This is a genomic window from [Clostridium] symbiosum ATCC 14940 (genome assembly GCF_000466485.1).
Taxonomy (GTDB): Bacteria; Bacillota; Clostridia; order Lachnospirales; family Lachnospiraceae; genus Otoolea; species Otoolea symbiosa.
On record NZ_KE992875.1, the window covers coordinates 29793 to 30014 of the forward strand.

The following is a 222-nucleotide window of genomic DNA, read 5'->3' on the forward strand; positions in this document are numbered from 1 at the left end:
AACCGGGACCTCAGGGCTTACAGGGTGAAACCGGACCACAGGGGCCCGCTGGGCCTCAAGGCTTGCAGGGCGAAACCGGGCCGCAAGGACCCGCCGGGCCTCAAGGACTACAAGGCGAACCGGGGCCGCAGGGCTTACAGGGCGAAACCGGACCGCAGGGGCCCGCTGGACCTCAAGGCTTGCAGGGCGAAACCGGGCCGCAGGGACCCGCTGGGCCTCAGG